Origin of the sequence: Blautia hansenii (assembly GCF_013304445.1) — a bacterium.
In the GTDB taxonomy this organism is placed as follows: Bacteria; Bacillota; Clostridia; order Lachnospirales; family Lachnospiraceae; genus Blautia.
This window is the reverse complement of the sequence record NZ_JAAITA010000008.1, coordinates 26,327-52,928: the sequence shown is the minus strand read 5'-3', so window position 1 is coordinate 52,928 and position 26,602 is coordinate 26,327. Positions and strand designations below refer to the sequence as shown.

Below are 26,602 nucleotides of genomic sequence, written 5' to 3'. Positions count from 1 at the left end.
ATGAAAAATTGCCAGGAGATACGAATGGTAAAGAAAATTAGATTTTTGATAGTAGGAATAGTAATGTTGTTGGTAATTGTTCTGCTTATCAGGAAACCGCATGAGAGTGAAACAGAATCTCTTTTGGCTTATGCAAAGATTATGGTAGAAGGGCAAGAAATAAAAACAAAGCAATATAATGAGATAAAAACATATCTTCAGTCTTCAGAAGAAAACAGTCAGCATGATTTTTTGGCAGGAGTAACTGCTTATGCACAGGGGGATTATGGAACGGCGGCGAAAGAGTTTATGTCAGCAGCGGAAAGGATTCAAGAACAAGACGATGATTTTATCAAAATATATACATACGTTCTACTGAATGAATCGCTTCAATATGATGAAAGAGAAACAGAAGATTTCGCAGAAAACAGTCAAAAAGCGTTGAATTATATGGCGCAATCAAAAGAGTATAGAAATAATGTTGATTTATGCTGGAGGATTGCATCCATATTTTTGGAAAACCAAGAGAATAACAAGCAAGGTGCCAGACTTTTAGAAGAGTATGTGACAAATGTGAAGGGACTGAAAGCAGAAAGCAAGGTTAGGCTGTATGGAAATATTGGACAATTATATTCGATAGACGGGGATTATTCTGTTGCTTTACAATATTGTTGGCGTGGACTTGAGTTATTGGAATCCTCTCCTCTGATTCCCAATCGTTCCAAATATATGTCAAAATTTTTGGCAGTGCTTGGAGACAATGCTTATGGGTTGGAACAGTATCAAACAGCAATCGAATATTATGAGCAGTCTTTGGAGATTTTCCAAAAGAGAGAGGATGATGATTTGTTGGCGGATGCCAGTCTTGCTTTGGTCAATGAAGGAGCCGCATATCTTGAACTGGGACAGCATAAAAAAGTGCTTTCTGTGTTGGATGAATTGGAGGAACTGATACCTAAAATACCGGAATCCCAGAAAGATGATATCCAAATTCTGTGGGGAAATCTGAGAGCACAGCTGTATATGAATGAGGGCAATCTTGAACAGGCAGAGTATGAACTGGAGGCTGCAAAGGAGTTGCTGAACACAGATGATGTGGAATATTCGTTGAATAAGGATGTGTATTTAGATTATTCCTATGCAAGATTGTATAAGGAACAGGGAAAATTTGATGAAGCATTGGAGTTATATCGGCAGATTGTCACACGTTCAGCAGATGCGGGGCTCGGACTCGAAAAAAATGCTTATTCTGATAGGGCAGATATTTATATGCAGGAAAATAATATGAATGCATATATCGAAACCCGTGAACAATATGTGGAGGTGATTGAACTCAAAAATCAGCAGTAAGGTACGGATTATATGGAATATTCGGAAAAAGTTCATCAGTATTATTCTTTGACGGAACAGCATCAAATCAGAAAAATCATCATTGCAGTTATAAGCGTCATAGGAATTATGATATTAGCGGATATTGTATTTTGGCTGATAAAATGGCGAAAAAAGAGCTATACCGACCCTATGAGCAAATTGCATAACCGTGAGTATTTGACAAGGTGCATGAGAAAAAATAAAAAGAAACTGGCGGGCAAGCCCTTGCCCCTGCTTATGATGGATATTGATTATTTCAAACAGTACAATGATTATTATGGACATGTGCAAGGAGACAATGGGATTAAAGCACTTGCAGAGATTCTGGCGGAATCTGTTCGGAAAAAAGATTTGGTGATACGATACGGCGGGGAAGAGATGCTTGTGATACTTCAGGAAACAACAGCAGACTGTGCCAAGGATATGGCAGAGCGAGTCAGAAAGAATCTGGCAGATAAACATATTTCTCATGAGAAGTCGAAAGTGTCTGACCGCTTGACGGTCAGTATGGGAATATATGCGGTTTATTATAATGGGGAAGATATCTTTGAACTGATAGAAAAAGCAGATGAACTATTATATCAGGCAAAACGAAAAGGGAGAGATTGCTACGTATGTGCCTAAAAAGAGTTTTGAATCATTATAAGTATCCATTCAAACATCTTCAAAATGTTTGAAGAGAGTGGGAGAATTACAATATGGAGATTAAGAAAATACTACAAAACAGAGCACCGCAAGTTGCGATGAAACATCTTATGTCAGATGAAGTTATGGATTTGATTCATAAAAATATGAAACCAAGAGACACTATAATGGCGTATTATCGCTGCGCGATTATGGAAGTTGAGACAAAATTAGGGATAAGAATATTCCGCTGTCTATAGATGCGATTGAGGAAAACATCAATGACATTGCAGGAGTAAGAGTCATATGCTCGTTTTGTGAAGATATTTATATGTTGGCAGATTGTTTGCTCAAGCAGGACGACATTACGTTTATAGAAATGAAAGACTATATTAAAAATCCGAAACCAAACGGATATCGTTCTTTACATTTAATTATTTCGGTGCCGATTTTTCTTAAAGATGAGAAGCGGGATATGAAAGTAGAAGTACAGCTTCGGACAATCGCTATGGATTTTTGGGCAAGTCTGGAGCATAAAATCAGATATAAGAAAAATCTTTCAGATGACTTGCAGAGGGAGTTGGCAGAGGAATTATTGTACTGTGCAAATCAAAGTGCGGAATTGGACCTGAAAATGCAGGGGATTCGAAATAAACTATAAAACATAAAAATGGGAGACTATGGTGTAGAAGGGTGGCTTGACTGCTTTTTCAATGAAAAAACTTGAAAGTTTTTAGCAAAAGAGGTATCATAAACAGGATATTTAAAGTTGCAAGTGACAAAGGAGGAGATAGAAATGTCAGTTAGAAAGACAACCACAAAGGCTGCAGCAGAGGCTGCCGCTGTAAAGACGACTCCAGCGAAGACAGAAGAAACAAAAATCGAAACAGCTGCAAAGAAAGCGCCGGTAAAAAGAGGGGCGGCAAAGAAGGAAGCGGCTGCAAAAAAAGCAACTGCCACAAAGACGAGAACTGCAAAGACAACACCGGCTGCTGCAAAGGAAAGCGTATTTTTACAGTTTGCGGGAAAAGAACTGGATACGGAAATCATCAAGGCAAATGTGAGAAAAGCATGGGTAGCAGAGACAGGTAAAAAAGAAAGTGACATTAAAGACGTACAGATTTATGTAAAACCGGAAGAAAACGCTGCTTACTATGTAGTAAATGGTGAATTCGTAGAAGGTGGAAGAAAAATAGACTTATAAGACAGGCTTTTTTGAAACAGGGAGAGAACTTCTTTTATGATTTGTTGTAAAAGAGGTTCTTTTTTTCTGGACTTCCTGCTGCACTTCTTTCAGAAGCTGCTTTTCGATGGAGAGTACGTCGGGAAAAATAAGAGAAGTGTTGCCCCGGCGAAGTTGTTCGATAACTTCACGGGCGTATTTCAGAAGCTGCCGCTGGGTTTTGTGGGAAATCTGTACAGGGTTTTGGGAGGCGGAATCCATGTATTCCATGGTGATGTAGCGTCTGGTGACCGGACACATATTTTGAATCAGGAAAGCCTTTTCATGTCCCAGCACCTGGCCGAATACAATGGTATTGCACCGCTGGTACCGGGCCAGTTTGCTTTTGTATACTTTTCGGAATTTGGACACCTGGGAAGAAAAAGGAATGAACCAGTAGAGCTCCGGGTGCTGTCTGTCCTGAAAAGCACAGTAGCAGGGGCGGTTGTGGCTCTTTTCTTTTGTGGATTCTTTGTTTTGCATTAGGTATCGGTCGTGAAATTTTTGAAAATACTCGTCTGAAATGAAATAAAAATGATGATTTGTCATAGATTCTCCTAAGATTTGATTGGACTGATATGATTTTGGATATGCTTTAAGAAGGGGCTGTATTTGAGCCTGGTTATCTTTGGGTTGCATACCAGGAAGCAACGGACATTTGAGCCCGGGTATCTTTTCGTTGCATACCGGGAAGCAACAGACATTTGAAAGGGAAACGTATGTTTTTGTATTTCCTATCATACACCCCTGAAAAAGAAATGTCCAGAGGAAAATATTGGAAATTTGCACAAAGAAAAGAGGACCTGTAAAAAGCCCTCTTTTCCGTGAAAGCAGGAATGGTTCTTTTAGAACTGCTGTGTAGAGCCGCTTCCGCTCATCTGTCTTTCCTGTGCTTCAATCATTTTTTTGACCATATAACCGCCTACGGAACCGTTCTGTTTGGAAGTCAGGTTTCCGTTGTATCCGTCTGTAAGAGGTACACCTAATTCGTTGGCTACTTCATATTTAAAACGGTTTAAGGCTCCTTTTGCTTCTGGTACAGCTGCTCTGTTTGAAGAAGAATTGTTGTTAGACATTTTTTGTTCCTCCTTTGAAATATGATTTTGTGTTACAATGCTATTATGTGAATTTGAAAAGATTTTAGCCTAGAAGTTCTTTCAAGTTTTGACAAATTTTGTGAATTGTATTACAATATGAAATCGAGTTTCATAATCAGAGCATTTATGAGGTGAAAGCATTAGACTTTTTGTAAAAAGTGTATAAATGGACAAAAAATAATTGCAAAAACTTGGTGTTTTTGCTATAATGACTCTGGACTACAATACCAGGTGGTACAGAACCCGGCATTGTTGCTATTATAAAAAATAAGGATTGATGTAGATGAACGTTGGAATTATAGCACATAACAGTAAGAAAGCCCTGATTGAGGATTTTTGTATTGCCTATAAAAATATACTGGCAAAACATGAAATCTATGCTACGGGAACCACAGGAAGGCGTATCGAAGAAGCTGCAAATCTTCGGGTTCACAAATTCCTTCCGGGAAGCATGGGCGGAGATAAGCAGTTTACGGAAATGATTGAGCGCGGCGATATTGATATGGTAATCTTTTTCTACAATCCGGCTATGATAGATGCAAAAGAGCCGGACGTGTATCAGATTTCCAGATGCTGCGACCAGTACAACATTCCCATTGCGACCAATATTGCAACCGCAGAGTCCCTGATTCTGGGACTGGACCAGGGCGATTTGGATTATCGCCTGAATCGTTAAATGTGATACTTTGAAAAAAGGACAGAAGATATGAGAGTAATTGCAGGCAGTGCAAAAAGTATGCCGCTTAAAACCATTCCGGGGCTGGAGACCCGCCCCACCACAGACCGTATTAAAGAGACGCTGTTTAATATGCTGCAGCCCTATCTTTGCCAGTGCAGATTTCTGGATATTTTTGCAGGCAGCGGGGGCATTGGGATTGAAGCTTTAAGCAGAGGGGCAGACTTTTGTGCCTTTATTGAAAAAAACAGAAGAGCAGCCGCTGTTATAGAGGAGAATCTGAAATTTACCAGACTTGCGTCCAAAGCCCAGGTATACAGCCAGGACGTTTTTGGTGTTCTGTCTTCTCTGCAGGAGGCAGAGCCTTTTGACTGTATTTTTATGGACCCTCCTTATGACAGGGAACTGGAGAAGCAGGTACTGGAGCAGCTGCGCGGGGCAGCCTGTGTGGATGAGAACACACGGATTATTGTGGAAGCTTCTCTTTCTACAAAATTCGATTATCTGGAAGAGTACGGATTTTTCACGGAAAAAGTGAAACAGTATAAGACAAATCAGCATGTTTTCATAAGAAAGGCACCAAAATGACAAGAGCAATTTATCCGGGAAGCTTTGACCCGGCGACCTATGGACATTTAGATATTATAAAAAGGGCGGCAGAGCTTTTCGACGAGGTAATTGTGGCAGTTTTGAATAATTCTGCAAAAAGTCCGTTGTTTTCTGTTGCGGAACGTGTTAATATATTAGAGTATATAACAAAAGACATACCAAATGTAAAGGTGCAGTCTTTCGACGGTTTGTCCGTGAATTTTGCACGGAGCTGCGAAGCAAAGGTTATTATCCGCGGTCTGCGGGCAATTACAGATTTTGAATATGAACTGCAGATGGCGCAGACAAACCGGGTACTGGCAATGGATATCGACACCATGTTTTTGACTACCAGTCTCCAGTATGCCTATTTAAGTTCCACCACGGTAAAGGAAGCAGCTTCTTTTGGGGCGGATATTTCCAAATTTGTGCCGGAATATGTGGTGCAGAGGGTGGAAGAAAAATACAGAAACAGACATTCGGAAAAAACAGAATGAGATACGATAAGGAGAATTAAGAAATGAGCAGCAGAATTGAACAGATTATTGAAGAAATTGAAGAATATGTAGAGAGTTGTAAATATCAGCCTTTATCCACAACGAAAATCATTGTGAATAAAGAAGAAATCGAAGAACTTTTAAGAGAACTGCGTCTGAAAACTCCTGATGAAATTAAACGATACCAGAAAATCATCAGCAACAAGGATGCAATTCTGCAGGACGCCCAGGCAAAGGCAGATAATATCATTGAAGATACCAAGAAACAGGTACAGGAAATGGTAAAAGAATCTGAAGTCATGCAGCAGGCGTATGCACAGGCCAATGAGACTGTAAACAGTGCAAACCAGCAGGCACAGGCTATCATTGATGCAGCAACCAATGACGCAAACAATCTGCGTCTCAGCGCAGTTTCCTATACGGATGAAATGATGGCAAATATGGGACAGATTGCTTCTTCTATGTTAGAGGATGCGGCTGCTAAGTACAATGAATTTGTCCGTACCCTGCAGGCTTCTGTAGATGTTATCAAACAGAACCGTGCAGAGCTTTCTCCGCAGCTTACACAGGGCGGCAGTGCGCCTGTACAGGAAGAGGCTGCAGCACCGTCCCCTGCACAGGCGGATTCCTATGAACCGGATGATTACGATGATGATTTAGACGATGACTTTGACGACTTCGACTAAGAAAAAGGTCAGAGCCAGAGTAATGGTAAGACAGCAAAGCTTTCCTTTCAGATAAGGGATAAGAGACAAATCTGTATCGGCCAGCATGGATTTTGTCTGGGCTGCTACGCATAGACCGCCAAATGAAGTAAAGGATACGGTGAGAATGTAGAGCAGGGAAAAGGGCAGCCGGCTTTGGGAAAGAGCAGAAAGCCCGGTGGTGATTTCCATAAGTCCCAGTACCGGATAACGGATACAGGGAACTGCTGGAAGCCATGTCTTCAGGAAACTTTGTAAAACTGAAAACAAAATCATATATCCTCCCAGCTTGGTGATGGATAGGAATGCATTTAAGATAGAGGCATCCAGGGCTTCTCCCAGAGACAGGGAGGCGGATGTCTCTTTTTTTAAGTTTTCCCGGAAAGGTGCAGAAACAGCCGGGGTTTCCGGTACAGACTGTCGCCTGCGGGAAGGGCGAAACATCAGGGAACACAGAAAAGAGGACAGGTAAATCACCAGATAAGTCCATCCGGTCACGTCTTCCCTTCCGAGAATTTCCACACAGAGATAGGCAGAGAGAAAGGAGGGGCCCGGATGACAGGAAAAGGTCAGCAGATAATCAGCCTCCTGTCTGGTAATACGCTGGCCTCGGTACAAATCAGCCGTGACTTTGGCTCCCATGGGATAACCGCAGAAAATCCCCATAAAGAGGGCGTAAGTTCCCTGGGGAGAAAGTCCGAATGCCCTGCGCCAGAAAGAAGCGCCCCGGCCAAAGAGTTTCTCCAAAACCTCCAGGTGCACAAACAGAGAGGACAGGATAAGAAAGGGCAGCATGGAGGGCAGGAGTGTGAAGAACCACAACATCAGCCCGGTCTTTGCCCCCAGAAGGGACTGCCTGGGAAAGAACAGGAGCAGACAGAAAAAAAGAATAAAAGGAAGAAAAGAAAAGGCACGTTTCATAAAAATCCCCCGAAAAAGTTGGGATGCTTCTTTGTCTTACTATATGAACCAGAAAATCCGGCTATGTCCGAAATGGGAATGGGACTTGCTATTTGTCCCAGAATGTGTAAAAATGAATCATAGAAAAACAGCAGGAGGTAACAGAAATGGCAGTTTTAGAAAATTTAGAGCCAAAGAGAGTTTTTTATTATTTTGAGGAACTGACAAAAATTCCTCATGGTTCGGGAAATACAAAGGAAATCAGTGATTATCTGGTGGAATTTGCGAAAAAGCGGGGACTTCGCTATATACAGGACGAAAGCAACAATGTGGTAATTTTTAAGGACGCGTCAGAAGGTTATGAAAAAGCGCCTGTGGTTATGCTGCAGGGACATATGGACATGGTATGTGAGAAAAAACTGGAAAGCAGTCATGATTTTGCCAAAGATGCGCTGCGGCTGGGAATTGACGGCGATTTTATCTATGCCAAAGATACTACTTTAGGAGGGGATGATGGTATTGCCGTGGCCTATGTCCTGGCAATTTTAGAGGATGACACACTGCAGCACCCGGCTCTGGAAGTAGTGATTACTGTGGATGAGGAAATCGGACTTTTAGGCGCGGCAGCGCTGGATACTGCGCCTCTTAAGGCAAAGTATCTGCTGAATCTGGATTCGGAGGAGGAAGGATATCTGTGGGCCGGCTGTGCAGGCGGCATGACAGCAGTATCCAAACTTCCCGTACGGTATCAGGAGTATACAAATGAGAAGTGGAAGGTTACCGTATCCGGTTTAAAAGGCGGGCACTCCGGTGCGGAAATTGATAAAAACCGGGCAAATGCAACCATTCTTCTGGCCAGATTTCTTCATGAGGCAGAAGGCGGGGCAGAGTATGCCCTGGCGGAACTTACAGGCGGACAGAAAGACAATGCTATTCCCCGGAAGGCAGAGGCGCTGGTATTGGCGGATGCAGAAGACGGAAAAGCGCTGGGTGCTTATGCGGAAACCTTTACGGAAACACTCCGCAGAGAATACACCGGAAGTGACGAAGGTATTACGGTAACCGTGGAAGCTCTGGGTGAAGGCACAGAGCCGGTTCTGCACCCGGTGAGTCAGGAAAAGGTGCTGTTCTTTCTGCTGCATTATCCAAACGGTATCCAGAAAATGTGCGGTTTTATCGAGGATTTGGTAGAAACCTCCTGTAATTTGGGAATCACCAGTCTGACACCGGAAGCGTTGTGCGGAACTGCCAGTGTGCGCAGCTCCGTGGGAAGCGCAAAACAGGCTCTGGCAGATAAAATTGCATATCTTACAGAATTTCTGGGCGGCAGCTTTGATATCGAAGGAGATTATCCGGCCTGGGAATACCGTCAGGATTCCAGCCTGCGTCCTGTTATGACAGAGGTATTCAGGGAAATGTATGGAAAAGAGCCGGAGGTCAAGGTTATTCATGCAGGCTTAGAGTGTGGTCTCTTTTATGAAAAAATTCCGGGTCTGGACTGCGTGTCTTTGGGACCTGATATGCAGAACATTCACACCACAGAAGAGAAGCTGTCCATTTCCTCAGTGGAAAGGGTCTGGAAGTATCTTCTGGAAGTATTAAAAAGAATAAGGGCTTAAAAAGTCATAAATTCCTCCGTAGGCACATAGAATGATATGTAAGGTAAAACTGTGGGCAGACGGAGGAATTTTTGTGCGAAAATGGCTGCTGGGGCTGTGCCTGCTTTTGTTTCTGGACACGCAGACGGCAGGGCATCTGAGAGAAAAAACGTCTTTGCAGGATTTGAGAGACAGAGGGATTCCTACGAGAATGTTGGAGCGGCTGGAAATTCCGGCAGAAGAAATCAGGCTCTATGGTATTTTCTGGGAAGATTTGCAGTATTTTCCCGCAGCCGGGCGAAAAGAGGTGCAGGGACAGCAGTTTTTCTTTGAAAATTCCTGGCATGCCAGGCGGACATTTCAGGGAGAACGGCTGCACGAAGGCTGTGATATTTTCGGCAGAGAGGAAAAAAGCGGATATTATCCCATTCTCAGTATGACTGACGGAATCGTGGAAAAGGTGGGATGGTTGCCTCTGGGCGGATACAGAATCGGCATCCGAAGTCCCGGAGGCGGTTATTTCTACTACGCTCATCTGTCTTCTTATGCGCGGGAATTTCAGACAGGGGAGCAGATAAAGGCGGGAGAAGTCCTGGGGTTTCTGGGTGATACGGGATACGGGGAAGAAGGAACTGCAGGAAAATTTGTACCGCATTTGCACCTGGGTATTTATGTGCGGACACAGACAGAGGAAGACCATGCGTTGAATCCATATCCGGTGCTGCAGTTTTTACAGAAAAGGCAGAAAAATTTTTTCTATTAAAAAGAAAAAAAATATGCTATACTTTATGGATATAGTTAAGGAGTAATGTTTTATGGAAATACGTTTATGGCGCGAACTGCTGATTCCTTATGAGCTTGCAGTGAAGGAACTGGTCATGAAATTTAATCAGCTGAAAAAAGAACACAAAGAAAAAGACCTGTATTCCCCTATTGAGCAGGTGACCGGACGGGTAAAGTCCATTAACAGCATTCTGGAGAAAATGCAGAAAAAAAACATTTCCTGGGATGAATTGGAGGAAAAGGTGGAGGATATTGCAGGCGTCCGTATTATCTGCCAGTTTTATGAGGATATTGAGAAGGTAGCTGAATTAATCCGCAGGCGCAGTGATATGCAGGTGCTGGAGGAAAAAGATTATGTGACTCACATGAAAGAAAGCGGCTATCGCAGTTACCATATGATTATCCTCTACGCCACAGAAACTTTAAACGGACGTAAGGAAATCCGGGCAGAAATCCAGATAAGAACACTGGCCATGAATTTCTGGGCCACCATTGAGCACTCTTTGCAGTACAAATACAAGGGCAATATGCCGCCTCATCTGGCGAAGAGGCTGAGCCGGGCTGCAGATTCCATTCTGCAGCTGGATGCGGAAATGTCTTCCGTGCGAAACGAGGTTATGGACGCCCAGAATTCCATGCTGCACCAGTCCAATCTGGTGGCGGATATTCTGAATAACATAGAAAATCTGTACCACTATTCGAATCAGCGGGAAGTGGCGAAAATACAGGATGAATTTTACCGGATTTACAAAAACGGAGAGCTGGAGCAGCTGGAGCGGTTCCACAGGGAGCTGGATATTCTGGCGGAAGGGTACCGGGCTCAGGCGCTTACATACGAGGAAATAGAGGAAATGCAATAAAATGATAAAGTTGCCGAAAGATTACGAAGAAGAAATGCGAGGCCTTTTGGGGCAGGAATTTGAGGCGTATCTGAAGACTTATGAACAGCCTCTCAGGCAGGGAATGCGAGTGAACACTTATAAGCTGACAAAGGAAAAGTGGGAGAGTATGACTCCTTTTGGAAAGGAGCAGGTACCCTGGATAGAGAACGGATACTACATAGACAGGGAGAGCAGTCAGCCGCCCTCCCGCCATCCTTATTACTTTGCAGGGCTTTACTATCTGCAGGAGCCCAGCGCCATGACACCGGCCAGCCGTCTACCCGTAGAAGCTGGGGACTATGTGCTGGATTTGTGTGCCGCGCCGGGGGGAAAGGCCACGGAACTGGGAGCGAAGCTGAAGGGAACAGGATTTTTGCTTGCCAATGATATCAGCAACAGCCGTGCCAAGGCGCTGCTTAAAAATCTGGAACTGGCAGGAATTCCGAATATTTACGTTACCAGCGAAGACCCGGAAAAGCTTACCAGGCAGTTTCCGGAATTTTTTCACAAGATTTTAATTGATGCCCCCTGTTCTGGGGAAGGCATGTTTCATAAAGAGCCTAAAATGGCAGAATACTGGGAGGAAAAACCGCCCGCTTACTATGCTGAGATTCAGAAGAAACTTCTGGAGCAGGGGGCCCAAATGCTGCGTCCCGGCGGTATGCTGCTGTATTCCACCTGTACATTTTCCAAAAAGGAAAATGAGGAAGTGATTGCCCATCTTTTGAGCAGAAGAGAGGATATGGAGGTGGTTACTCCGGTATGGTATGAAGGCTTTGTCCATGGATTTCCTCTGGAAGAGGTTTCGGAGGAAGTGAATCGGCAGTTGGCTTCCTGTATCCGTATTTTTCCTCATAGAATGCCGGGAGAAGGACATTTTGCTGCGCTTTTGCGGAAAAAAGGACTCAAAGAGGAGGACAGGAATGGTGCAAAGGCAGCAGGTGAGAAGAAAAAAACAGACTTGCCTGCCTGTGTGGAGGAATTTTTAAAACTGGTATCTCTGGATTTTAACAAGGGCCGTTTTCAGATAGAAAAAGACCGGCTGTATTTCCTGCCAGAAGAGGTGCAGATGCCCAGACTTCGCTATCTGCGCACCGGGCTGTATCTGGGGGATATCAAGAAAAATCGTTTTGAACCCAGCCAGGCTCTGGCTATGGCTCTCTCTCCGGAAACCTTTGCTTCCTGCATTTGGCTTTCCGGAGACGATGTACGTACTGTAAAGTATTTAAAGGGAGAGACCATAGAAGTATCCGAGCAGGAGCCGGCACAGGCAAAAGGCTGGCAGTTAGTGTGTGTGGACGGCTTTCCGCTGGGCTTTGGCAAGCTGGACAGGGGCATTTTGAAGAACAAGTATTATGCAGGTTGGAGATTACAGTAATGGGAAAAATAAGACTGGATAAATATCTGGCAGATATGGGTCTTGGCACCCGCTCCCAGGTAAAGCAGCAAATTCGCAAGGGAAGCGTGACGGTAAACGGGGAAATTGTAAAGACTCCGGACTATAAAATTGACATCGAAGAAGACCGGGTGGCGGCCGGCGGTAAGTGTCTGGCTTATGAAACGTTTTCTTACTATATGCTGCACAAACCTCAGGGCGTGGTGTCTGCCACAGAGGATAAGCGGGACAAAACCGTGCTGGATTTGCTTGTCTCCAAAAAACGGAAGGATTTGTTTCCGGTAGGGCGGCTGGATAAGGATACGGAAGGTTTACTGCTGATTACCAACGACGGGGAACTGGCTCACAATCTGCTGGCGCCGAAAAAACATGTAGATAAAACCTATTTGGTAAAGCTGCGGTATTCGGTGTCTGAAGAAGAATTAAAACAGCTGGAAAGCGGCGTGGATATTGGAGAAAAAGAGAAAACTCTGCCTGCCGCAGCTAACTGGTATCAGGGAGAAAAAGACCAGGTACTGCTGACCATCCGGGAGGGGAAATTTCATCAGGTGAAACGAATGTTTCAGGCTGTGGACAATGAAGTGGTGTATTTGAAGCGGCTGTCCATGGGCAGCCTGCAGTTGGACGAAAAGCTGCAGCCGGGAGAGTACCGGGAATTAACTCAGGAAGAAATAGAGAGGTTGAAGGAACATGCTTGAGAACATAAAGGCCGTTATTTTTGATTTGGACGGCACACTGGTGGATTCCATGTGGATGTGGAAGTCCATTGACATGGAATATCTGGCGGCAAAAAAAGTTTCCATACCGGAAGATTTAGAGGCTTTTCAGGATGAACTGGAAGGCATGGGATTTACAGAAACTGCAAAGTTTTTCAAAGAGCGGTTTCAGATAGAAGATTCCCTGGAAGAAATTAAGGAGACCTGGCTTTTGATGTCCAGGGAAAAATATTGTCATGAGGTTCCCCTAAAACCGGGGGCTCTGGAATTTCTGAAAGAATTAAAGAAGCGGAAAATTTCTGTGGGAATCAGTTCCAGCAACAGCCGGGAACTGATTGCAGAGGTTTTAAAAGCACATAATATAGAAGCGTATTTCGACTGTATTACCACCTGCTGCGAGGTGCCAAAGAGCAAGCCTGCGCCGGATGTATACCTGAAAACTGCTCAGGGATTGGGAGCAGCGCCTGAAGACTGTCTGGTGTTTGAAGATGTTCCCATGGGAATCCTGGCCGGAAAGCGGGCGGGCATGAAAGTCTGTGCCATAGAAGACGCTTACAGTAAAAAGCAGGAGAGACAGAAGCGGGAACTGGCGGACTGGTATGTGCAGGATTATCTGGAAGTTCTGGAAAATGAAGCACAAAAAGGAGCGTGTGTATGAGCAGAGAATTTTTGCCTGTCACCAGAGCGGAAATGGAAGAGAGAGGCATCTGGCAGCCGGATTTTGTCTATATCAGCGGAGACGCTTATGTAGACCATCCCTCCTTTGGAGCGGCCATTATTACCCGTCTTCTGGAGAGCCGGGGGTATTCCGTAGGTATTATTTCCCAGCCCGACTGGCGGAAAAAAGAGAGCATTTCCGTTTTTGGAGAGCCCAGGCTGGCCTTTCTGGTTTCTGCAGGAAATATGGATTCTATGGTGAACCACTATACCGTGGCGAAAAAGCACCGAAGGCAGGATTCCTATTCTCCGGGCGGACAGATGGGGCTGCGCCCGGACCGGGCGGTGACGGTTTACGGCAATCTGATTCGTCAGACGTATAAGGACACGCCGGTGATTCTGGGGGGCATTGAGGCTTCTCTTCGCAGACTGGCCCATTACGATTACTGGTCAGACAGCATGAAACGTTCTGTGCTTATGGATTCCGGAGCGGATTTGATTTCTTACGGTATGGGAGAACACAGTATTCTGGAAATTGCCGAGGCTCTGGATAAGGGAATTCCTGTAAGTTCTATTACTTTTGTGCCGGGGACGGTGTATAAGGCAAAAAAAGCGCCGGAGGGGATTTTGCTGCCCTCTTTTGAAGCGTTATCTGCAAAAAAAGAAGCCTATGCCGGGAGTTTTCGGATTCAGTATGAGAATACAGACCCCTTTACCGGAAAGGTGATGGCAGAATCCTATGGAACGAAAGGGTTTGTGGTACAGAATCCCCCTGCAAAACCATTGACACAGAAGGAAATGGATGAGGTCTATGAGTTGCCGTATATGGGAACATATCATCCCATGTATGAAAAGCAGGGGAAAATTCCGGCTATTGAAGAGATTCAGTTCAGTATCACCAGCAACCGGGGCTGCTTTGGCGGCTGTAATTTCTGCGCTCTGGCTTTTCATCAGGGAAGGATTGTCCAGACCAGAAGTCACGGGTCCATTTTGCGGGAAGCCGAAAGTTATAGAGAGAAGCCGGACTTTAAGGGGTATATTCACGATGTGGGCGGCCCTACAGCAGATTTTCGTCACCCTTCCTGCAAAAAGCAGATGACAAAGGGGATTTGTACCAACCGGCAGTGTCTGTTTCCAAAGCCCTGCAAAAATCTGGAGGCAGACCACAGGGATTACCTGGAACTTCTTCGGAAGCTGCGCCATCTGCCGGGAATTAAGAAAGTGTTTATCCGCTCCGGTATTCGCTTCGACTATGTCAATGCAGATCCTTCGCCGGAATTTTTAAACGAACTGGCTGCTTATCATGTCAGCGGACAGTTAAGAGTAGCGCCGGAACATGTATCCGACCATGTGTTGTACTATATGGGAAAACCGGAACATAAGGTGTACGAAGAGTTTCTGAAAAAATTCCAGCGGGCCAATGAGAAATCCGGGAAAAGACAGTTTGTAGTGCCGTATCTCATGTCCTCTCATCCGGGCTGTACCATAAAGGAGGCTGTGAAGCTGGCAGAGTATGTGCGGGATATGGGCTTTATGCCGGAGCAGGTGCAGGATTTCTATCCCACACCGTCTACCATGTCTACCTGTATGTATTACACCGGGCTGGACCCCAGAACCGGGGAAAAGGTCTATGTACCGAAAAGCGCCAGGGAAAAGGCCATGCAGAGAGCCCTTCTCCAGTACAAAAATCCGGAAAACTATGAACTGGTAAAAGAAGCCCTTTTAAAGAGCGGCAGAAGCGATTTGATTGGTTTTGATAAAAAATGTCTGATTCGGCCAAGAGGCGGAAAAGGCAAACCGGAGAAAGAACATGTCCGGGATTTTCAGAAGAAACAGGTAAACAGCAGGGAAAACGGCAGAAAGAAAAAATCCATACGAAATGTGCATAAGAAAAAATCAGGTGGAAGGTGAGAAAATGGAAACAGGAAAAACCATTGCGGTGGTGACCGGAGCCTCTTGTGGCATGGGAACGGAATTTGTCCGGCAGATAGGAGAACAGAAGCCTTTCATAGAAGAAGTGTGGGCAATAGCCAGAAATCGGGAAGCACTGGAGAAACTGCAAAGAGAGGTTTCCAAGGTGAGGGTTTTTGCATTGGATATTACCAGTCCAAAGGATTTAGATACTTTGGCAGCAGCTCTGAGACAGGAACGTCCCAGGATAGCCTGGCTGGTGTGCAGCGCCGGAGCAGGAGTGCAGAAAACCGTGGAAGAAACCGGTTTGTCTGATTTGCAAAACATGATTGAGTTAAACTGCACGGCGCTTACTGCGGTGACAAAACTCTGTCTTCCCTACTGCAAAAAGGGGCACCTTCTTTTACTGGCCAGCGGCGCGGCTTTTGTGCCGCAGCCGGGTTTTGCGGTTTATGCGGCTTCAAAAGCTTATGTACTCAGCTTTGCCAGGGCTCTGAACGTGGAACTAAAGAGAAGCGCCAGAGTAACGGCAGTGTGTTCCGGACCGGTGGATACGCCGTTTCTGGATAAGATGGGCGGAAAAGAGCAGATGCCTGCATACAAGAAACCCTTTATTGCTTCTGCAAAAAAGGTGGTAAAAAAAGCTTTAAAGGATGCTGAAAGAGGTAGAGAACTTTCCGTGTACGGCATTTCCATGAAGGTTACCAGAATTTTCTGCAAAATAGTTCCGCACAGGATGATTATGAGGTGTATGTATGGAGACAAAAGAGGAGCATAGAAAACATGAGTAAAACAAAACAGAAAATACAGAAGGGCGATTACGGTTATATCAAAAGCCAGCAGAAAAAGAGGACCCTGTATACGATACTGGCGCTTCTTGCCCCCCTTCTGGTATTTTTTACAGGTTTATATATTCACAGAACGAGAAATACCGTTTTTACTGTTGTAGCTGTAGTTGCCTGTCTTCCTGCGTGCAAATTTGCTGTGGGCATGATTATGATGTATATGCAGAAGCCCATGAAACGGGAAGACTACGAACAGATAGAAAAGCATAAAAAGGGACTGACCTGTTCCTATGAACTGGTGATTTCCGCCTATGAGAAACAGTCTTTCGTGGATTCCATTGCTGTGTGCGGCAATACGGTTGTGGGATACACCAGCAGAGCAAAGACGGATACGGCTTTTACAGAAAAACATATACAGGACATTCTGCGGCAGAACGGTTTTTATGTCAGCGTGAAAATTTTCACCAGACTTGGGGATTACACGTCCCGTCTGGATTCCATGTGGGAACACAGGGAATCGCTGGAAAAAGACATAAAATTCCGTCCGGACCCGGCAGAACCCAATCTGACGAGAAACGGGAAAATCATGCGGGTGATTCACGCAATTTCCCTGTAGGAGAAAGTATGAAGCAGTTAATCATAAAAGAAATGGAAAGCGGACAGAGGCTGGATAAATTTCTGGGTAAGTATTTAAAGGAAGCTCCAAAAAGTTTTATTTATAAAATGCTCCGCAAGAAAAATATTACCTTAAACGGAAAGAAGGCAGACGGAAGCGAAAAACTGAAAACAGAAGATGTGGTGAAGCTGTTTTTTTCCGAGGAAACGCTGGAAAAATTTTGCGGACAGGTAAAACAGGGAGAAAAAACGGCTTTGGATATTGTTTATGAAGATGAACAGGTACTTTTTGTGAACAAGCCGGCGGGTATGCTGTCTCAGAAAGCAGAAAAGGAGGATGTTTCTCTGGTGGAATATCTCACCGGATATCTGCTGGAGACGGGAAGCCTTACCAAAGAGGATTTGCGGACTTTCCGTCCCGGTGTGTGCAACCGTCTGGACAGAAATACCAGCGGTCTGGTGGCGGCCGGGAAAACCGTACAGGGTCTGCAGGAATTGTCCCGGTGTTTTCAGGAGAGAAGTATGCACAAATATTATCTGACTCTGGTAAAAGGAGAAATCCGGGAAGCAGCCCATATTAAGGGGTATCTGTGGAAAGATGAGAAGCGGAACAAAGTGACCCTGTGCAGCCGGAAAAGAGAGGGAAGTCTGCCCATTGAGACAAAATACGAGCCGCTGGCTGTGGGGGATAATGGGGATACGCTTTTGAAGGTGCAGCTTTTAACCGGACGTTCCCACCAAATCCGAAGCCATCTGGCAGGTACGGGGCATCCGGTTATCGGAGACTTTAAATACGGGGACGCCAGGGTGAATGAGAAGTATTGCCAAAAATATGGGGTGCAGTATCAGCTTTTGCATGCCTGGAAGCTGGAATTTCCAAAGTCCGAAAAGAGATTGGAAAATCTGGCGGGAAAAGAAGTGACGGCACCGGTACCCGACTTGTTTCAGCAGGTGCTAAAAGGGATAAACATAAGGGAGATGAAGCTATGAGCAAACCATTTAAGAAAAAATCTTTGTGGAAGGAACTGTGGGAGTATGTGAAAATGATACTTTTTGTTGTCATTGTGGTTTTGGTGGTGGACAATTTCCTGCTGATTAATGCGGTGATTCCCTCAGAATCCATGGAGAACACCATTATGACCGGGGACCGGATTTTCGGAAACCGTCTGGCCTATTTGTTTGACGATCCGGAGAGATTTGATATTGTAATCTTTAAGTATCCGGATGATGAAAGTCAGAGATTTATCAAAAGGGTTATCGGTCTGCCAGGGGAAACCGTGGAAATCCGGGAAGGAAAGGTGTATATCAATGGTTCGGATACGCCTTTGGATGACAGCTTTACCCCTGAAACCCCTGTGGGAAACTTTGGACCATACACTGTACCGGAGGGTTGTTATTTCATGCTGGGGGACAACCGGAATAATTCCAGGGATTCCCGTATGTGGGACAAACCCTATGTGAAGAAAGAAAAGATATTGGGAAAGGCAGTGCTGCGGTATTTTCCGGGCATTGAGGTTCTGAAATAGAAAGGCGGCATTATGGCTACATGGAGTTCCAGAGGGCTTCGCGGCTCTACCTTAGAGGAATTGATTAACCGAACCTGTCAGCAGTACAGGGAGAAAAAGCTGGCGCTGATTCAGAAAGTGCCCACCCCCATTACGCCGGTGCGCATTGACCAGAACAGCCGTCACATTACCCTGGCCTATTTTGACCAGAAAAGTACGGTGGACTATATTGGGGCTGTCCAGGGAATTCCAGTGTGTTTTGACGCAAAGGAGTGCTGCACAGATAATTTTCCCCTGCAGAATATTCATGCTCATCAGGTGGAGTTTATGAAAGACTTTGAGAAGCAGCAGGGGATTGCTTTTTTGATTCTCTATTTTTCTCACAGAGATGAAATCTATTACATGCCTTTTCAAGAGATGTATGCCTTTTGGGAACGGGGGCAGAATGGGGGAAGGAAACACTTCAAATACAGCGAACTTTCGCCCCGGTGGTTTCTGCAGAGGACAGGCAGTATTATGGTTCCTTTTTTGGAGGGAATACAGAAAGATTTGGAGAGCAGATAAAGGGTAAAATAAATAAAAAGAAGAATTGACACTCTCAAGACTTTATGTTAGAATTTCCTAAAAAGTGAATTTTTTAACAAAGAGGAATTTGGTGGTTGTGCATAAAAGCAGAGAAAGGGGTGGACACATGAAGGGCAGAAAACAGGTACTGACGTGGACATTTCTTTCTGTGTTTCTGTTGGCACAGACCACCATTTTTTGTATACAGGGCAGTGCGGTACAGCCGAAAGAGCAGGAAAGCGCAGAAGAAGGATTGGAACGACGGACGAGACCTGTAGGACATGCTCTGGTACATCGAGATGTAAAACATCTCCTCTACGGAGTGAAAAAAGGGAAAGCTACGTTTGGGCAGCAGGCTGTATGGCAGCAAGCGGGGGGACGGAAGAAGCCAGAGGAGGTCTGCAGCTATAGTAAGCAGAACTGCGGATGGATTCGGCCAAGGGAAACCAGCACTATACGGAGCGCTTTAAGAGCGCCGCCTTTTTTGCAGCACAGCGAAAAGGGCAGGGCATAAAAAGAAAAAGGAGCGCATGAGAAAAATGAAAAATACGCATAGAGACAAAATTGTAGTAGTAGGTGCAGGGAATGTAGGTGAGGCCATTGCCTACACCCTGATGGTAAGAGCACAGGCCAACGACATTGTACTGATTGATGTCAATGAAGACCGGGCAAAAGGAGCGGCCATTGACATTGCCCATGGAACCAGTTTCCACAAGCAGGTCTGGGTTAGACAGGGCGGTTATGAGGAATGCCGGGATGCACAGATTATCATTATCACAGCAGGAATTGCCAGAAAACCGGGACAGACACGTCTGGAACTGGCAAAAACCAATGTATCCATTGTAAAGAGCATTACAGAGAACATTATGAAATATGCGGAAAATCCGTTGATTCTGGTGGTATCCAATCCTGCAGACATTACTACCATGGCGGTTCTGGAAACATCAGGACTTCCGGCAAACCGGGTTATCGGAAGCGGAACCTCTTTGGATACCGCAAGACTTCGCTATAATTTAAGTTCCAGACTGCATGTAAATGTAGAGGATATAAAGGCTTATATTACAGGAGAGCACGGAGACAGCCAGGTGGCTGTGTTAAGCTCTGCAACGGTAGGAGGCTTTCCTCTGGAAGAGTACGCAAGGCAGGTTGGAATTACTCTTGACAAAGAGGAACTGGCAGAACATACCAAAAACGGCGGTGCAGAAATTATTGGCTTAAAGGGCGCAACCTTCTATGGTGTGGCCATGGCGGTTTCCACCATTGTAGAAACCATTATGAAGGACAACAGCGCAATTCTTCCGGTAGCACATATGCTGGACGAAAGCTTTGGCAAGTGGGCAGGCGTTGCCGTATCCCTTCCATGCCGTGTGGGCTGGGAAGGCATTGAAGCAGCTTTCAAAATTCCTATGAATGAGGAAGAAGAAGCAGCTATGAACCGTTCCGTAGAGCTTTTGAAAGATTTCTGGGCACAGGTAAAAGAACAGTAAAACATCAGAAAAGGAGATTAAAACCATGGATAAAAAAGAATTTGCATTAAAACAGCACGAAGACTGGCAGGGAAAAATTGAAGTTATCAGCAGAGCAAAAATCGAGACACCGGAAGAACTGTCCGTTGCTTATACACCGGGCGTTGCAGAGCCATGTCTGAAAATTTCAGAAGATGTGGATTTGTCTTACAAATACACACGCCGCGGCAACATGGTAGCCGTTGTCACAGACGGAACCGCCGTTCTGGGACTGGGTGATATCGGACCGGAAGCAGGTATGCCGGTTATGGAAGGAAAATGCGCGCTGTTTAAAACTTTTGGCGATGTAGACGCTTTTCCGCTGTGTGTACGTTCCAAAGATGTAGACGACATTGTAAAAACCGTAAGTCTTCTGGCTGGCAGCTTTGGCGGTGTAAACCTGGAAGATATTTCTGCACCGAGATGTTTTGAAATCGAAAGAAAATTAAAAGAATGCTGTGATATTCCGATTTTCCACGATGACCAGCACGGTACTGCTGTGGTAACTGCAGCAGCGCTGATCAATGCATTGAAATTAACAGGCAAAAAATTGGATGAAATTAAAGTGGTAACCTCCGGGGCAGGTGCAGCCGGTATTGCCATTATCAAACTTTTGGTAAGCCTGGGACTGAAAAACGTGGTGATGTGCGACAGACAGGGCGCTATCTACAAAGGTCGTGAAAACTTAAACGCTGAGAAACAGGAAATGGCAGAAATCTGCAACCAGAACATGGAAAAAGGAACTCTGGAGGAAGTATTAAAAGGCGCGGATGTCTTCATCGGTGTATCCGCTCCGGGAACAGTAACGGAAGAAATGGTAAGAAACATGGCAGAAAAACCAATCCTCTTCCCAATGGCAAATCCGACACCGGAAATCATGCCGGATTTGGCGAAAAATGCAGGTGCAGCTGTTGTGGGAACCGGAAGAAGCGACTTCCCGAACCAGATTAACAACGTACTGGCATTCCCGGGTATCTTCCGCGGCGCTTTAGATGTGCGTGCTAAAGACATTAACGATGAAATGAAAGTGGCAGCTGCTTATGCCATCGCTGAGCTGGTAGAAGAGGATAAACTGTCTCCGGATTACATCATTCCGAATCCGTTTGACAAGAGAGTAGCTCCGGCTGTAGCAAAGGCTGTAGCAGAAGCTGCTAAAAAAACAGGTGTGGCAAGAATCTGATAAGACAGAAAACAGAATACAGAAAGTAACCAAAAGAGTGCAGCTTTTTACAGAGGCTGCACTTTTTCTGCTGTGCAAAGAAAAATTTCTATGCTTTTTCGCCCTGCTATGATAAAATAAACGTATTACAGAAAAGGATTCCTGTTTTCGGGAATTTATGGGGGAGGAATACTATGGAAAAACTGAATTACCGCCGCACCTTTTTTATCGGGTTGGCCTTTCTTTCCATCTGTGCTTTCTGGCAGATGTACGACAATATCATTCCGCTGATATTGCAGAATACGTTTCATTTGAATGAAACTTTCACGGGAATGATTATGGCCGCGGATAATGTGCTGGCTGTGTTTCTGCTTCCTTTTTTCGGCACTCTTTCGGACAAGGCGGATACGCCTCTGGGAAAGAGGACGCCTTTTATACTGGCAGGAACGGGTATCTCGATTGTTTTTCTGATGATACTGCCGGGGGCAGACCGGACAGAAAATTTTCTTGTGTTTGTGGTTTGTCTGGCCGTACTGCTGGTTTCCATGGGACTTTACCGCTCTCCGGCAGTGGCTTTGATGCCGGATTTGACACCTAAGCATTTGCGAAGCAAGGCCAATGCAGTGATTAATCTTATGGGAGCGGTAGGGGGTGTGTATACGCTGCTGCTGATTCGTTTTCTGGTAAAAGACGGCAGCCGTCCGGACTATACGGGAGTTTTTGCAGGCGTAGCCTTTATTATGACAGCGGCCGTTTTGCTCTTGCTGCTTACGGTGAGAGAGAAAAAGCTGGCGGCACAGATTGCAGCAGAAGAGATACAGGAAGAAAAAGAACAGGGAGAAGCTGTTGCAGCCCATACCAGCGAACTTCCAAAACCAGTGAAGAAAAGTCTGTATATGATATTGCTTTCCATCTTTTTCTGGTTTACTGCTTATAATGCCGTGACGACTGCCTTTTCCAGATATGCGGTAAAGGTGTGGAAGCTGGAGGGCGGCGGGTTTGCGGACTGCCTGATGATAGCCACCGCAGCAGCCATTGTCAGCTATATTCCCATTGGCTTTCTGTCGGAAGAATTCGGAAGGAAAAAGTGTATCCAGGGAGGTCTGGTGCTTTTGCTCCTCAGCTATCTGGGGGCAGCCTTTTTCCCGGTGTATCATCCTGCTATTAATATAGGCTTTGTGCTGATTGGCATGGGCTGGGCTTCTGTCAGTGTCAATTCCCTTCCTATGGTAGTGGAAATCTGCTCTCTGGGAGATGTGGGGAAATACACAGGTGTCTACTACACCTTTTCCATGGCTGCCCAGATATTTACCCCTGTTTTTTCGGGGTTTTTCATGCAGCATATATCTTACCGTGTACTTTTCCCTTATGCCTGCATTTTCACCTGCATGGCCATGGTGACCATGAGTATGGTACACCACGGGGACAGCAGACCACAGGAAAAGAAAAGTGTTTTAGAGCATTTTGATGTGGAGGATTAGCATATGAACAAAAAGAAGATTATGGGGTATACAGGACTGGGTTATCTGGCGCTTGTTATGCCCAGAATATTTCACAGACCGCAGAAGAGCCGGGAGACATATTATGCCCACAGAGGGCTGCACAACAATGCCGGAAATGCGCCGGAAAATTCCCTTGCGGCTTTTGAAAAAGCAGTGAAAGCAGGGTATGGGATTGAACTGGATGTGCAGCTTACCAGGGATAACCAGGTCGTGGTGACCCACGACTTTCATCTGCGGAGAAACTGCAATGTGCAGAAAGAAGTGGACGCATGCACTTACGAAGAACTGCAGCAGTACCCTATCTTTTTTTCAAAAGAGAGGATTCCTCTTTTGACAGAGGTGCTGAAGGTGGTAGATGGAAAAGTACCTCTGATTATTGAACTGAAATACAAAGAAAAGAGCAAAATCTGTGAAAAGACCGATGAAATATTGAAACAGTATCATGGAGCGTACTGTATAGAATCCTTTCATCCCCAGGTGCTTTTGTGGTATCGGAAACACAGGCCCCAGGTGTGCAGGGGACAGCTTTCCATGAATTACCAGAAGGAAGAAGGGTGGCGCAAGCCGCAGTATTACATCCTGCGGCATTTGCTCTTAAATTTCCTTACGAAACCGGACTTTATTGCTTATGACTGCAGAAGTCCGCATGCAGTATCCTTATGGATATGCAGACATCTCTTTCGGTGTCCGGCTTATGCCTGGACCGTAAAGAGCAAAAATCAGCTGGAACGCTGCAGAGGACAGTTTGACGCCTGGATTTTTGAAGGGTTCCGGCCGGAGAATGGACGGGAGTAGGACACATGGCAAAAAAAGTTTATGCAGTAAAAAAAGGAAAGACAACGGGAATTTTTCTCACCTGGGAGGAGTGCAGAAAAAATGTGAATGGATTTCCGGGAGCGCAGTATAAAAGTTTTCCCACTTTGCAGGAAGCAGAGCAGTATCTTACGCAGGGGACGGGAAAGGTTTCCCCTGCAGAGCAGGAAGAATCCGAGGGCTGTACGGCTTATGTGGACGGCAGCTTTGATGCGGCAAAGAAGGGATATTCTTATGGCTGTATTCTGCTCTGGCAGGGAAAAAAGATAGAAATGAGCAAGGCTTTTTATGGAACTGAGGATATCAGTATGAGAAATGTGGCAGGAGAGCTGGAGGGGGCTATGGCAGCCATGGTATATTGTGAGGAACACAAAATTCCCCTTCTGCACCTGTATTACGATTATCAGGGCATTGAGTCCTGGGCCACGGGAGAGTGGAAACGCAATAGACCGGGAACCATCCGCTATAAAGCGTACTTCGACAGTTTAAAAAACGTGCAGGTTGTCTTCCACAAGGTAAAGGGACACAGCGGAGTGGAACTGAACGAGGCAGTGGATGCTCTGGCAAAGGCAGCCCTTGGCATCAGGTAAAGGGTTGTGAAAGAAAAAGAAAAGGAGGGATGGCATATGGTAAGTCAGAAAGTGAAAATCCTGAATCCGTCAGGACTGCACTTGAAAACAGCTACGGTTTTGTCAAACAGTATTTTGAAATATGATGCGCTTGTGCAGTTTCAATATGAAAAAAATAATGTAAAGGGTACGGTGAATCTGAAAAGCCTGTTGAGTATTGTGGCGGCCGGCGTTCGCCAGGGACAGGAGATTGAAATAACCTGTGAGGGAAAAGACGAGAAGGAAGCCCTTCGGGCTGCTGTGCAGGCAGTAGAGAGCGGTCTGGGAGAAAACCTGAAAAAGTAGGCTCCGCACAAAATGGACGGGAGAGGACAGAAGAAAGATGAAATCTTACAGAAAGCAGCGGAAGGGATATGTGGACAGACTTTCCCGGGCAAGAAAGAAAATAAAGTACTACCTCTGGGTTCTGGGTATTCTTGCGCTGGGAATTATAGGGTATGGCTTATACGGTATGCTGTATATGAGAAAGCAGGAGGCCTGTATAGGGAAAATGACAGGGGTACTGGCTATTAGTTTTTTGGTTTTTGGAATCCTCTTTTTTCTGCTTTTTAAGAGTTATAACGAAAGCGGAAAAAGACTGGAGCAGCTGGCGTTTTCAGATGAAATTACCGGAGGCATTAATAAAATGGAGTTTGCCATGCGCTATCAGGAACTGTGCAGAAAACAAAAGGCTGATCAGTATGCGTTGGTTTTCATGGATTCTGTGGATTTTAAACAGATTAATGAAACCCTGGGAAAGCAGAATGGAGACAAAATGCTGCGATATTTCTACACGGTAATCGAAAAATTTCTGGACAAAGAGGAATATGAGTTTGCCGCCCGTACAGAAATGGATCATTTTTTTCTCTGCCTGAAGGAAAGAGAACCACAGAAGCTCCAGAAACGGATGGAGAAAATTATAAGGGAAATCAATTCTTTTCAATATACGGATTTGCCCAGGTATAGAGTGAAATTTCGTCTGGGCGCCAGCTTTGTGAAAGATAACGGGACAGATATCACTGTGATTCAGGACCAGACAAGAGCTGCATTAAAGAGCCAGACCGCAAAAGAGGCGGGAAAGTGCGCTTTTTATAATTGTGAGGTGGCACAGAAGCAGCAGAGGGAAAGAGAAATGAACAACCGCTTTGTCCAAGCGCTGGCTGATGAAGAGTTTCAGGTATATCTGCAGCCCAAAGTCAGCTTGCAGCAAAGAAAAATTAAGGGAGCTGAAGCACTGGTCAGATGGGATTATCCGGGAAGAGGGATTTTGCCGCTTTCGGAATTTATTCCTCTTTTGGAGAACAGCGGAAAAATCCAGGCATTGGAAAAGTATATTTTTGAAAGAGTTTGCAGATGGCTGAAGCAGAGGGAAGGGGAGAAGAAAAAATTATATCCGGTTTCCGTAAACCTTTCCAGAAGTCATTTTGCAAGAGAAGATTTTATGGAAGATTTTATCCGTATTGCAGATGATTATAGGGTGGATAAATCACTTTTGAAATTTGAAGTCACAGAGACGCTGTTTCTGGAGCATGCTCATTTGTCCAGGGTGGAGGAGGGAATCCGGATTATGCATGAGCAGGGATTTCTTTGTTCTCTGGATGATTTTGGATCAGGCTATTCGTCTTTCACTATGTTGAAGGATTTTGACATTGATGTACTGAAGCTGGACCGTTCGTTTTTCTTGGATTTGCACAGCGAAAAGGCAAGAAGTATCATCGCATGTATTCAGGAACTGGCAGAGAGCCTGCATATAAAAACCGTAGCAGAGGGGATTGAAACACAGGAGCAGCTGGCGTATGTGAACTCCATGCACTGTGATGTGATACAGGGTTTTTATTTTTCCAGACCCCTGCCCTTAAAAGAGTTTGAAACCTGGGCGGATACGTTTGTCTTTCCCGATTTCGAGATAAATATGTGCGGGGGGGTAAATCCCTGCAGCTAAACAG

Annotated in this window: 30 protein-coding genes and 1 pseudogene; 28 read left to right on the top strand and 3 right to left on the bottom strand. The window is 45.1% G+C overall.

All coding sequences use genetic code 11. The features are described 5' to 3' along the window. Positions 1-24 precede the first annotated feature (24 nt). From G5A70_RS07985 to G5A70_RS07970, 4 genes and pseudogenes are all read left to right on the top strand, one after another. Positions 25-1,329 carry a tetratricopeptide repeat protein gene (locus G5A70_RS07985; RefSeq protein ID WP_173749141.1) on the top strand — a complete coding sequence of 435 codons (1,305 nt, stop codon included), beginning with the start codon at positions 25-27 and terminating at the stop codon, positions 1,327-1,329. Between the two features lie 12 nt (positions 1,330-1,341). Further along, the gene (locus G5A70_RS07980; RefSeq protein WP_173749140.1) at positions 1,342-1,974 is read left to right on the top strand and encodes a diguanylate cyclase; all 633 of its coding nucleotides are present in this window, start codon (positions 1,342-1,344) and stop codon (positions 1,972-1,974) included. 74 nt (positions 1,975-2,048) lie between these two features. Next, positions 2,049-2,635: pseudogene (locus G5A70_RS07975) on the top strand (GTP pyrophosphokinase). Positions 2,636-2,770: 135 nt separating this feature from the next. Further along, positions 2,771-3,178, top strand: coding sequence for a DUF6465 family protein (locus G5A70_RS07970; RefSeq protein WP_173749139.1), 408 nt, complete (start codon positions 2,771-2,773; stop codon positions 3,176-3,178). Here the strand turns inward: G5A70_RS07970 and cptIN are convergent. Then, positions 3,173-3,745, bottom strand: coding sequence for a type III toxin-antitoxin system CptIN family toxin (gene cptIN, locus G5A70_RS07965; RefSeq protein WP_173749138.1), 573 nt, complete (start codon positions 3,743-3,745; stop codon positions 3,173-3,175). The genes G5A70_RS07970 and cptIN overlap by 6 nt on opposite strands. Before the next feature lie 296 nt (positions 3,746-4,041). Then, positions 4,042-4,272 (bottom strand): alpha/beta-type small acid-soluble spore protein, encoded by a 231-nt coding sequence (locus tag G5A70_RS07960; RefSeq protein ID WP_173749137.1) that lies wholly within the window; start codon positions 4,270-4,272, stop codon positions 4,042-4,044. Between the two features lie 304 nt (positions 4,273-4,576). Here G5A70_RS07960 and G5A70_RS07955 point away from each other — a divergent pair, with 304 nt between their 5' ends. Genes G5A70_RS07955 through G5A70_RS07940 form a run of 4 tightly spaced genes read left to right on the top strand, consistent with a single transcriptional unit; the run spans position 4,577 to position 6,740 of the window. Beyond that, the gene (locus tag G5A70_RS07955; RefSeq protein WP_173749136.1) at positions 4,577-4,969 is read left to right on the top strand and encodes a methylglyoxal synthase; all 393 of its coding nucleotides are present in this window, start codon (positions 4,577-4,579) and stop codon (positions 4,967-4,969) included. Positions 4,970-4,999: 30 nt separating this feature from the next. After that, complete coding sequence (rsmD, locus tag G5A70_RS07950; protein WP_173749135.1) at positions 5,000-5,557, top strand: 16S rRNA (guanine(966)-N(2))-methyltransferase RsmD; 558 nt, start codon at positions 5,000-5,002, stop codon at positions 5,555-5,557. After that, complete coding sequence (gene coaD, locus G5A70_RS07945; protein WP_173749134.1) at positions 5,554-6,054, top strand: pantetheine-phosphate adenylyltransferase; 501 nt, start codon at positions 5,554-5,556, stop codon at positions 6,052-6,054. Before rsmD ends, coaD begins: the two co-directional genes overlap by 4 nt. A 23-nt stretch (positions 6,055-6,077) precedes the next feature. Further along, on the top strand, positions 6,078-6,740 hold the full coding sequence (locus G5A70_RS07940) for an ATPase (RefSeq protein ID WP_173749133.1): 663 nt from the start codon (positions 6,078-6,080) through the stop codon (positions 6,738-6,740). Here the strand turns inward: G5A70_RS07940 and G5A70_RS07935 are convergent. Next, a complete protein-coding gene (locus G5A70_RS07935) occupies positions 6,711-7,679 on the bottom strand; it encodes a sporulation protein (RefSeq protein ID WP_173749132.1) in 969 nt (322 codons plus the stop codon). The two genes, G5A70_RS07940 and G5A70_RS07935, sit on opposite strands and share 30 nt — an antisense overlap. Before the next feature lie 146 nt (positions 7,680-7,825). Here G5A70_RS07935 and G5A70_RS07930 point away from each other — a divergent pair, with 146 nt between their 5' ends. The 20 genes from G5A70_RS07930 to G5A70_RS07835 all read left to right on the top strand — a co-directional run bounded on the left by G5A70_RS07930 (position 7,826) and on the right by G5A70_RS07835 (position 26,598). After that, a complete protein-coding gene (locus tag G5A70_RS07930; RefSeq protein ID WP_173749131.1) occupies positions 7,826-9,277 on the top strand; it encodes an aminoacyl-histidine dipeptidase in 1,452 nt (483 codons plus the stop codon). A gap of 31 nt (positions 9,278-9,308) precedes the next feature. After that, positions 9,309-10,019 carry a M23 family metallopeptidase gene (locus G5A70_RS07925; protein WP_173749130.1) on the top strand — a complete coding sequence of 237 codons (711 nt, stop codon included), beginning with the start codon at positions 9,309-9,311 and terminating at the stop codon, positions 10,017-10,019. A 52-nt stretch (positions 10,020-10,071) separates the two neighbouring features. Beyond that, positions 10,072-10,899 (top strand): GTP pyrophosphokinase, encoded by an 828-nt coding sequence (locus G5A70_RS07920; RefSeq protein ID WP_173749129.1) that lies wholly within the window; start codon positions 10,072-10,074, stop codon positions 10,897-10,899. Positions 10,900-10,903: 4 nt separating this feature from the next. Continuing rightward, on the top strand, positions 10,904-12,298 hold the full coding sequence (locus tag G5A70_RS07915; RefSeq protein WP_420314201.1) for an RsmF rRNA methyltransferase first C-terminal domain-containing protein: 1,395 nt from the start codon (positions 10,904-10,906) through the stop codon (positions 12,296-12,298). Next, complete coding sequence (locus G5A70_RS07910) at positions 12,298-13,014, top strand: pseudouridine synthase (RefSeq protein ID WP_173749127.1); 717 nt, start codon at positions 12,298-12,300, stop codon at positions 13,012-13,014. The genes G5A70_RS07915 and G5A70_RS07910 overlap by 1 nt, the downstream gene beginning before the upstream one ends. Next, positions 13,007-13,690 carry an HAD family hydrolase gene (locus tag G5A70_RS07905; protein WP_173749126.1) on the top strand — a complete coding sequence of 228 codons (684 nt, stop codon included), beginning with the start codon at positions 13,007-13,009 and terminating at the stop codon, positions 13,688-13,690. The genes G5A70_RS07910 and G5A70_RS07905 overlap by 8 nt, the downstream gene beginning before the upstream one ends. Further along, positions 13,687-15,600, top strand: a complete 1,914-nt coding sequence (locus G5A70_RS07900) for a YgiQ family radical SAM protein (RefSeq protein ID WP_173749125.1) — start codon at positions 13,687-13,689, stop codon at positions 15,598-15,600. Before G5A70_RS07905 ends, G5A70_RS07900 begins: the two co-directional genes overlap by 4 nt. A 4-nt stretch (positions 15,601-15,604) precedes the next feature. Further along, positions 15,605-16,378 (top strand): SDR family NAD(P)-dependent oxidoreductase, encoded by a 774-nt coding sequence (locus G5A70_RS07895; protein WP_173749124.1) that lies wholly within the window; start codon positions 15,605-15,607, stop codon positions 16,376-16,378. A gap of 5 nt (positions 16,379-16,383) precedes the next feature. Then, the gene (locus G5A70_RS07890) at positions 16,384-17,001 is read left to right on the top strand and encodes a hypothetical protein (protein WP_173749123.1); all 618 of its coding nucleotides are present in this window, start codon (positions 16,384-16,386) and stop codon (positions 16,999-17,001) included. Positions 17,002-17,009: 8 nt separating this feature from the next. Continuing rightward, positions 17,010-17,990, top strand: coding sequence for an RluA family pseudouridine synthase (locus G5A70_RS07885; protein WP_173749122.1), 981 nt, complete (start codon positions 17,010-17,012; stop codon positions 17,988-17,990). Then, the gene (lepB, locus tag G5A70_RS07880) at positions 17,987-18,526 is read left to right on the top strand and encodes a signal peptidase I (RefSeq protein WP_173749121.1); all 540 of its coding nucleotides are present in this window, start codon (positions 17,987-17,989) and stop codon (positions 18,524-18,526) included. The genes G5A70_RS07885 and lepB overlap by 4 nt, the downstream gene beginning before the upstream one ends. Positions 18,527-18,538: 12 nt before the next feature. Further along, positions 18,539-19,069, top strand: coding sequence for a Holliday junction resolvase RecU (locus tag G5A70_RS07875; protein WP_173749120.1), 531 nt, complete (start codon positions 18,539-18,541; stop codon positions 19,067-19,069). A gap of 127 nt (positions 19,070-19,196) precedes the next feature. Continuing rightward, a complete protein-coding gene (locus tag G5A70_RS07870; RefSeq protein ID WP_173749119.1) occupies positions 19,197-19,583 on the top strand; it encodes a hypothetical protein in 387 nt (128 codons plus the stop codon). 25 nt (positions 19,584-19,608) lie between these two features. Continuing rightward, a complete protein-coding gene (locus tag G5A70_RS07865; RefSeq protein WP_173749118.1) occupies positions 19,609-20,556 on the top strand; it encodes an L-lactate dehydrogenase in 948 nt (315 codons plus the stop codon). Between the two features lie 25 nt (positions 20,557-20,581). Then, positions 20,582-21,754 carry an NAD(P)-dependent malic enzyme gene (locus G5A70_RS07860; RefSeq protein WP_173749117.1) on the top strand — a complete coding sequence of 391 codons (1,173 nt, stop codon included), beginning with the start codon at positions 20,582-20,584 and terminating at the stop codon, positions 21,752-21,754. Between the two features lie 173 nt (positions 21,755-21,927). Next, positions 21,928-23,214, top strand: coding sequence for an MFS transporter (locus G5A70_RS07855; RefSeq protein ID WP_173749116.1), 1,287 nt, complete (start codon positions 21,928-21,930; stop codon positions 23,212-23,214). A gap of 3 nt (positions 23,215-23,217) precedes the next feature. Beyond that, a complete protein-coding gene (locus G5A70_RS07850) occupies positions 23,218-24,030 on the top strand; it encodes a glycerophosphodiester phosphodiesterase family protein (RefSeq protein WP_173749115.1) in 813 nt (270 codons plus the stop codon). Between the two features lie 5 nt (positions 24,031-24,035). Next, on the top strand, positions 24,036-24,638 hold the full coding sequence (locus G5A70_RS07845; protein ID WP_173749114.1) for a viroplasmin family protein: 603 nt from the start codon (positions 24,036-24,038) through the stop codon (positions 24,636-24,638). A gap of 36 nt (positions 24,639-24,674) precedes the next feature. Then, a complete protein-coding gene (locus tag G5A70_RS07840; RefSeq protein WP_173749113.1) occupies positions 24,675-24,962 on the top strand; it encodes an HPr family phosphocarrier protein in 288 nt (95 codons plus the stop codon). A gap of 37 nt (positions 24,963-24,999) precedes the next feature. Further along, a complete protein-coding gene (locus G5A70_RS07835; protein WP_173749112.1) occupies positions 25,000-26,598 on the top strand; it encodes a putative bifunctional diguanylate cyclase/phosphodiesterase in 1,599 nt (532 codons plus the stop codon). Positions 26,599-26,602 lie beyond the last annotated feature (4 nt).

Bases quoted from the DNA above. Each gene is read 5' to 3' on its own strand.
- G5A70_RS07985 (WP_173749141.1), top strand. From the start codon at position 25: ATGGTAAAGAAAATTAGATTTTTGATAGTAGGAATAGTAATGTTGTTG.
- G5A70_RS07980 (WP_173749140.1), top strand. From the start codon at position 1,342: ATGGAATATTCGGAAAAAGTTCATCAGTATTATTCTTTGACGGAACAG.
- G5A70_RS07970 (WP_173749139.1), top strand. From the start codon at position 2,771: ATGTCAGTTAGAAAGACAACCACAAAGGCTGCAGCAGAGGCTGCCGCT.
- cptIN (WP_173749138.1), bottom strand. From the start codon at position 3,745: ATGACAAATCATCATTTTTATTTCATTTCAGACGAGTATTTTCAAAAA.
- G5A70_RS07960 (WP_173749137.1), bottom strand. From the start codon at position 4,272: ATGTCTAACAACAATTCTTCTTCAAACAGAGCAGCTGTACCAGAAGCA.
- G5A70_RS07955 (WP_173749136.1), top strand. From the start codon at position 4,577: ATGAACGTTGGAATTATAGCACATAACAGTAAGAAAGCCCTGATTGAG.
- rsmD (WP_173749135.1), top strand. From the start codon at position 5,000: ATGAGAGTAATTGCAGGCAGTGCAAAAAGTATGCCGCTTAAAACCATT.
- coaD (WP_173749134.1), top strand. From the start codon at position 5,554: ATGACAAGAGCAATTTATCCGGGAAGCTTTGACCCGGCGACCTATGGA.
- G5A70_RS07940 (WP_173749133.1), top strand. From the start codon at position 6,078: ATGAGCAGCAGAATTGAACAGATTATTGAAGAAATTGAAGAATATGTA.
- G5A70_RS07935 (WP_173749132.1), bottom strand. From the start codon at position 7,679: ATGAAACGTGCCTTTTCTTTTCTTCCTTTTATTCTTTTTTTCTGTCTG.
- G5A70_RS07930 (WP_173749131.1), top strand. From the start codon at position 7,826: ATGGCAGTTTTAGAAAATTTAGAGCCAAAGAGAGTTTTTTATTATTTT.
- G5A70_RS07925 (WP_173749130.1), top strand. From the start codon at position 9,309: ATGATATGTAAGGTAAAACTGTGGGCAGACGGAGGAATTTTTGTGCGA.
- G5A70_RS07920 (WP_173749129.1), top strand. From the start codon at position 10,072: ATGGAAATACGTTTATGGCGCGAACTGCTGATTCCTTATGAGCTTGCA.
- G5A70_RS07910 (WP_173749127.1), top strand. From the start codon at position 12,298: ATGGGAAAAATAAGACTGGATAAATATCTGGCAGATATGGGTCTTGGC.
- G5A70_RS07905 (WP_173749126.1), top strand. From the start codon at position 13,007: ATGCTTGAGAACATAAAGGCCGTTATTTTTGATTTGGACGGCACACTG.
- G5A70_RS07900 (WP_173749125.1), top strand. From the start codon at position 13,687: ATGAGCAGAGAATTTTTGCCTGTCACCAGAGCGGAAATGGAAGAGAGA.
- G5A70_RS07895 (WP_173749124.1), top strand. From the start codon at position 15,605: ATGGAAACAGGAAAAACCATTGCGGTGGTGACCGGAGCCTCTTGTGGC.
- G5A70_RS07890 (WP_173749123.1), top strand. From the start codon at position 16,384: ATGAGTAAAACAAAACAGAAAATACAGAAGGGCGATTACGGTTATATC.
- G5A70_RS07885 (WP_173749122.1), top strand. From the start codon at position 17,010: ATGAAGCAGTTAATCATAAAAGAAATGGAAAGCGGACAGAGGCTGGAT.
- lepB (WP_173749121.1), top strand. From the start codon at position 17,987: ATGAGCAAACCATTTAAGAAAAAATCTTTGTGGAAGGAACTGTGGGAG.
- G5A70_RS07875 (WP_173749120.1), top strand. From the start codon at position 18,539: ATGGCTACATGGAGTTCCAGAGGGCTTCGCGGCTCTACCTTAGAGGAA.
- G5A70_RS07870 (WP_173749119.1), top strand. From the start codon at position 19,197: ATGAAGGGCAGAAAACAGGTACTGACGTGGACATTTCTTTCTGTGTTT.
- G5A70_RS07865 (WP_173749118.1), top strand. From the start codon at position 19,609: ATGAAAAATACGCATAGAGACAAAATTGTAGTAGTAGGTGCAGGGAAT.
- G5A70_RS07860 (WP_173749117.1), top strand. From the start codon at position 20,582: ATGGATAAAAAAGAATTTGCATTAAAACAGCACGAAGACTGGCAGGGA.
- G5A70_RS07855 (WP_173749116.1), top strand. From the start codon at position 21,928: ATGGAAAAACTGAATTACCGCCGCACCTTTTTTATCGGGTTGGCCTTT.
- G5A70_RS07850 (WP_173749115.1), top strand. From the start codon at position 23,218: ATGAACAAAAAGAAGATTATGGGGTATACAGGACTGGGTTATCTGGCG.
- G5A70_RS07845 (WP_173749114.1), top strand. From the start codon at position 24,036: ATGGCAAAAAAAGTTTATGCAGTAAAAAAAGGAAAGACAACGGGAATT.
- G5A70_RS07840 (WP_173749113.1), top strand. From the start codon at position 24,675: ATGGTAAGTCAGAAAGTGAAAATCCTGAATCCGTCAGGACTGCACTTG.
- G5A70_RS07835 (WP_173749112.1), top strand. From the start codon at position 25,000: ATGAAATCTTACAGAAAGCAGCGGAAGGGATATGTGGACAGACTTTCC.